This window comes from Citrobacter sp. wls757, assembly GCF_005280935.1.
Lineage (GTDB): Bacteria > Pseudomonadota > Gammaproteobacteria > Enterobacterales > Enterobacteriaceae > Citrobacter > Citrobacter portucalensis.
Window position 1 is genome coordinate 9,516 of record NZ_SZWU01000052.1, and the last position, 4,924, is coordinate 14,439.

Sequence of the window (4,924 nt, forward strand, 5' to 3'; positions counted from 1 at the left end):
GAAAGCTGGAAGCATCTTCACGGACCAGATAACGCGCAGCTTGCGCCAGGTGGCGTGTCGCGGCTTCACGCCACGCTGCGTTGCCCGTCTCATTAGCGGCCCAGAACAGCAGCGGCACGTTGAGATTGCAGTCGATGATCATGCGCCCCTGGCGCGCCGGTTCGTTAAGATCACCCCAGGCCTGAATCACGCCAGCCGTTTCATTAAAGCGGCGGTACAGCAGGTCTGCTGCGCGCAGCGCCAGGCCGCGGGCGCGAAGGTTACCGGTGAGTTTCCAGGCGTTGACGCAGGAGAGCAGATAGAGGAAGCCCAGGTCATGGGTATCGACTTTAATCTGCTTATCAAGACGCTCTTCAAAACTGTCGAGCAGGCCTTCCGCCACCTCGCGGTATTTATCATCGCCAGTTACTTCCCAGGCCAGCCACAGCATGCCGGTCCAGAATCCTTCGGTCCAGTCGACCTTCTCGACCGACGGGTAGCAGCCATCAGTCGCGCTTGCCGCCGGAAAAGTCGTGGCAAAGCGCGGCAGCATGGCATCAACCTTGGCGAGCACCTCGTGGAGAGCTTCGTTCAGCCAGCGTGAGTCTAAGCCCGGCTGCGGCGTAAGGTAGCGGTTATCGAGCGTTTCCAGCGCAACGGTCATGGCTGTGTCTCCGTGGCAAAAAAGTCGTCGATATCATCGTCAACGGCAGGCTGGGCGGCCTGGCGAGCGGCGAGAATTTCCGGCTGCACGTTCATGTACTGCATTGCGCCGCTGGCAGCGGCGATGGCGTCCTGAAGGCGTGATGGTGTATCTGTTTGTTCGGAGAGACAGAATTCCATCAGCATGATCAAACTGGCGCCGCTGATAACATGGACATGCGGATATTTCACCAGCATCTGTACAGCGGTGTTATTGACGCTACCACCGGGCATATCGGTAAACAGCACCAGCTCTTTTCCCCGACTGGCCGCTTGTTGGGCGATGACCTCAAAGCGCACCGCCAGTTCGGCCGTGGAGCCTATCTCGCCGCAGTAGGCGCAGATGGGCGTCACGCCGTGATCGTCGCCAACCAGCAGATTCAGCGCCGAGATAATCCCTTCTGCGTAACGTCCGTGGGTAGCGATGTACATCTCTCGCATTGCGTATTCCTTCGTTTTTTCAGTATCTGTTGAAGGTTTTGCAACTGCCGTGCCAGATTTTTAACCTCATGATTTATTGTGGAAAAGTGACAGTGTCTGCACGTATTTTTAGTGTTGAAAGCGGTAGTAAGGGGAGTGTCGAAGCGTCTGCCAGCTTGCGCTGGCAGAGCAGCTAGTTGTGCTAATCGGCCGCAATCCACGGTTCCATGATTTCATAGATCATCAGCACTTCGGTGAGAGGCAGCGTGATGTTGTACTTACGATTGAGTGCCTGGAAGAAGGTGTCATGTACGGCGACAAAAGCCTGTTGGGCCAGCGTTAGTTCTGCCTCCTCGCGGTAGCGCACGCCGTTGTTGACCATCACCCGTTCAATCATCAACGCGATATGCATAAATAAATTGATGCGCAGGTAGCTTTCAAAATGGATTTTGTAGAACGCCTCATACTGTTTAATTACGGCTTCTACTTCATCGATAATCACCACCGGGTTGAGGAAGTTGAGACGGCTGGCGACGCCTTCGACGGTAAACAGCTTCACTACTTCATCAATCATGGGTTCCAGACCGCCTTCCATCAGCAGCCCGTTGAAGTAATCGCGTTTTAGGACCAGCGTTTTTTCTTTAATCAACTGCTCTACGCTCAACAGTGGAATATAGCCAGCCTCTAGATCGGTGGTGGTGATGATCAGCCGCGTACCATTCAGCGCCGGGTCATCATGGGCGATTTTCCATTTCAGATCGTCATACTCCATCGTAATGATTTCGATCTCCTCCTGCGCCAGAAACCGCTGGACGATATCTTTGAGTTTGTGGGAGATCCCTTCCCCGGAAATACAGGAGATAATGATTTTATTCCCTGGCAAGATTCCTGCGTAGTATCGGGTTTCAACCTCATACGCCCCTTTGGCGCTCTCAATAATCGCCTCCATTGACAGCTTATCCTGAATTTTGGCCGCAATATCCAGCGCCATAGCCGTGCTGACGTTATTGATAACCAACAGTTCGCCATGCAGGTGGAGCTTAATCTCTTCGTAGATCTCTTTTAGTGACCCCATATCCACCAGAATAATCAGACTGCCCCCTTGCTTGAGGCGTGAGACGTGGGAGATCAGCAGGTCGATGATCTCCCTGGTGGAAGTCGCGTTAGCCATATCGAAGGCTTTAAAGTAGTACCCGCCGGTCAACTGATTGGCGATACCGGCAATGCTCGACGCTGTCGCGCGTCCGTGCGAAACGATAATGCCCTGAATCGGGTCGTCTTCACCGGCGAGTGAATGAAAAGCGCAGCTTAATAGCGGCAGTAAGAGAGGCAGCGGCTGGTGGGTGATGTGTTTGCTCAGCAAGGAGAGGCACTCTTCCGCCAGCAGACGCGCTTTACCGGAGACGTAGTCGGCAATCGTTTGTAGCTCAGTGACATTGACCGTTTTCTGAGGGGCATGTAGCGCATAGATGACGCAAAGCCATATCGCTTTGCGAATTTCCTGACTACAGCTGATGCCGGTCAGACTTTCCAGTTCGCTCAACGCATGAACGGTGTTCTGCCAGATGTATCCACTGTACAGCGACTCGGCGGCAACCGCGCCGCTGACCGTGGTCAGGTGCTGCTCCATTTTGCGATTCAGTAATAGCACGTTACCGCTATGACAAAAGTCACGAAAAATAACCTCATCGTGCATCGCTTTGGGTAGTAACTGACTGGGATCCAGTGCCTGATCAAGAAGATGAGTGGTAATTCTGATTATTTCGCCGTTGAACGATGGGCCGCGTAGCGTAATAACGTCGGTCTCAAGATTGTCGCTCCAGGCGCTGGCACACATCACTTTGATTTGATTTTTTAACTCGCCGATATTGCCGCGGACTGGCGAAGTCACCAGCTGATGCATGAGCTGGCTGTCAAGGTGAATATCCCGACGCAAGCTGAGTGCCTCCTGATGCAAAAAATAACTGACCTGAGCGATGCGCTCGGTGAGTGGGCGAGAAATATAGTTGGGTAGCGTCACGCGCACCGGAATTCGACGACGAAAGGTGTTGAGTAGTACCGTGTCGATATTCTCCGTGGTGGCAAAGATAAAGCGCAGCGACGCCGGATGGCGTGTGCGATTATCGCCAAGACGATAGAAATAACCTTTGTCCATAAACAGAAAAAGTTTTTCCTGGTTTTCCGCCGACAGACGATGGACCTCATCAAGGAACAGAAATCCGCCATCCGCATCATCAAAGGCTCCGCGTTTTTCGCGGTCGGCTCCGGTGAATGCGCCGCGGGTATAGCCAAAAAGCGTTGCCGAAAGCAGCTCCGGGTTGTTGGCGTAGTCGGCACAGTTCAGTTCAACGAATGGCTTATCAGCCGCGATCACACCGCGCTCGATGGCATATTGATAAATCAGTGCTGCCAGATGGCTTTTACCGACGCCGCTTTCTCCTGATAGCAAAATAGGTAAACCGTCACCGGGATAGTCAACCGCCGAACGGCACAGTGCAACGGCTTCCGTCAGACTCCCCTGCGTGCCTATCAATTGCTGAAAGGCATCGTGCTTTTTCGACACTATGTGAGATGTCTGTGCATTTTTTACACTGTTTTTCTGCACAAAGAAGCGAACCGGACGGGTATTTTCTTTATCAAGATGGCCGTCATCGCACAGCCTGTTGAGATAATGGCTAATGACGCTGCGATTAACCTGCATAAAGTCCGCACAGTCCTGAGCCGTGAAGCCAGCGGGTTTCTCTGCATAATGAGTGAGTATTTTATGGAATAACTTTTCTTTTGCCGACAGCGCCATTTTTCAATGTCCCGCATAGAGTAGAAAATAGCGTCGATTGAATTTCGACACTAAACACTATTGTTTTTATTAGACACTGAATACTGTCCACGTCATTGATCAAAAATGAAACTATGTTTTGATTAGAATGTGATAGAGATCGCCACACATTTCATGCGGTGAAAAGAGGAGTGTTGTCAACGAACTGTACTTCCCTGTACAGAGACTGGATGTTGTGAGTGGGGAAAATAAACTCGTTTGGTATTACGAAATACCCGCCATTCGCAGCAATGCGGTCACCACTGCGGCAGCGACGATCACCACGATTAGCGGCATCTTGCGCCAGGCGAGAAATACCGCAAAAGCCACGCCCAGCACGCGGGCCATGCCAGCGAAGTGTTCACCTTCGTAAAAGGTGGTCGCCAGCGCAACGGAGAACAGTAATACCGTTGCGGCGTCGGAAAGCAGCGCCTGCGAGCGTTCCGAGAACGCTAAACGGCTCCCAAGCTTCGCTCCTCCTAAACGCATTAAATATGTTCCCAGAGATAACATGGCGATACCGACGATAAACAGCGTCATGTTGCCCATTATTTTTTCCTCGTCAGTAAGCCAAACAGTGAGAGCAAAACAGGTAAACCGACCGGCGCAAAGGGGATGGCGGCAAGCGACAACCCGGCGCCGCTACAGGCGCGAATCAGCGTGGTGCGGTTTTTAAAGGCCGGGACCACTAAGGCTAATAAAATTGCAGGGAAGACGGCATCCAGACCGATGGTTTCCGGGGCGGGGAGCAGTTTGCCGACGCCCGCGCCGATCAGTGTGCCAACAGGCCAGAAAATCGCGACGCCCAGACCGCACAGCCAGAAGGCGGCTTTACGTTGTTCGGGCGTTTTTTGCGACAGGCCAAAGACTACGCTTTCGTCGTTCATGATATGACAGCCGAGGAAACTCGCAGCCCGCGAGCCCACCAGATCGCGCACCGTGACGCCAAACGGCACGTGTCGGGCGTTGACCAGTAAACCGGCAGCCGCTGCCGCCAGTGGGTTACCG

The 4,924-nt window shown here is 53.0% G+C and carries 5 protein-coding genes; all 5 read right to left on the reverse strand.

The window, feature by feature from the left end:
* Window positions 1–643 (reverse strand): glycoside hydrolase family 88 protein (locus FDW94_RS24245; RefSeq protein ID WP_249358506.1); only part of this gene is annotated, 643 nt, incomplete at its 3' end.
* Window positions 640–1,122, reverse strand: coding sequence for a PTS fructose transporter subunit IIA (locus FDW94_RS14120; protein ID WP_137377775.1), 483 nt, complete (start codon window positions 1,120–1,122; stop codon window positions 640–642). The genes FDW94_RS14120 and FDW94_RS24245, both read right to left, overlap by 4 nt.
* Before the next feature lie 181 nt (window positions 1,123–1,303).
* Window positions 1,304–3,898 carry a sigma 54-interacting transcriptional regulator gene (locus FDW94_RS14125; protein ID WP_137377776.1) on the reverse strand — a complete coding sequence of 865 codons (2,595 nt, stop codon included), beginning with the start codon at window positions 3,896–3,898 and terminating at the stop codon, window positions 1,304–1,306.
* Window positions 3,899–4,141: 243 nt separating this feature from the next.
* Window positions 4,142–4,465 (reverse strand): AzlD domain-containing protein, encoded by a 324-nt coding sequence (locus FDW94_RS14130; protein WP_137377777.1) that lies wholly within the window; start codon window positions 4,463–4,465, stop codon window positions 4,142–4,144.
* Window positions 4,465–4,924: AzlC family ABC transporter permease (locus FDW94_RS14135; RefSeq protein ID WP_249358509.1), on the reverse strand; the 460-nt coding region annotated here is incomplete at its 5' end. The genes FDW94_RS14135 and FDW94_RS14130, both read right to left, overlap by 1 nt.

Excerpts from the sequence above, each read along its gene's own strand:
- FDW94_RS14120 (WP_137377775.1), bottom strand. The coding sequence starts at position 1,122 with ATGCGAGAGATGTACATCGCTACCCACGGACGTTACGCAGAAGGGATT.
- FDW94_RS14125 (WP_137377776.1), bottom strand. The coding sequence starts at position 3,898 with ATGGCGCTGTCGGCAAAAGAAAAGTTATTCCATAAAATACTCACTCAT.
- FDW94_RS14130 (WP_137377777.1), bottom strand. The coding sequence starts at position 4,465 with ATGGGCAACATGACGCTGTTTATCGTCGGTATCGCCATGTTATCTCTG.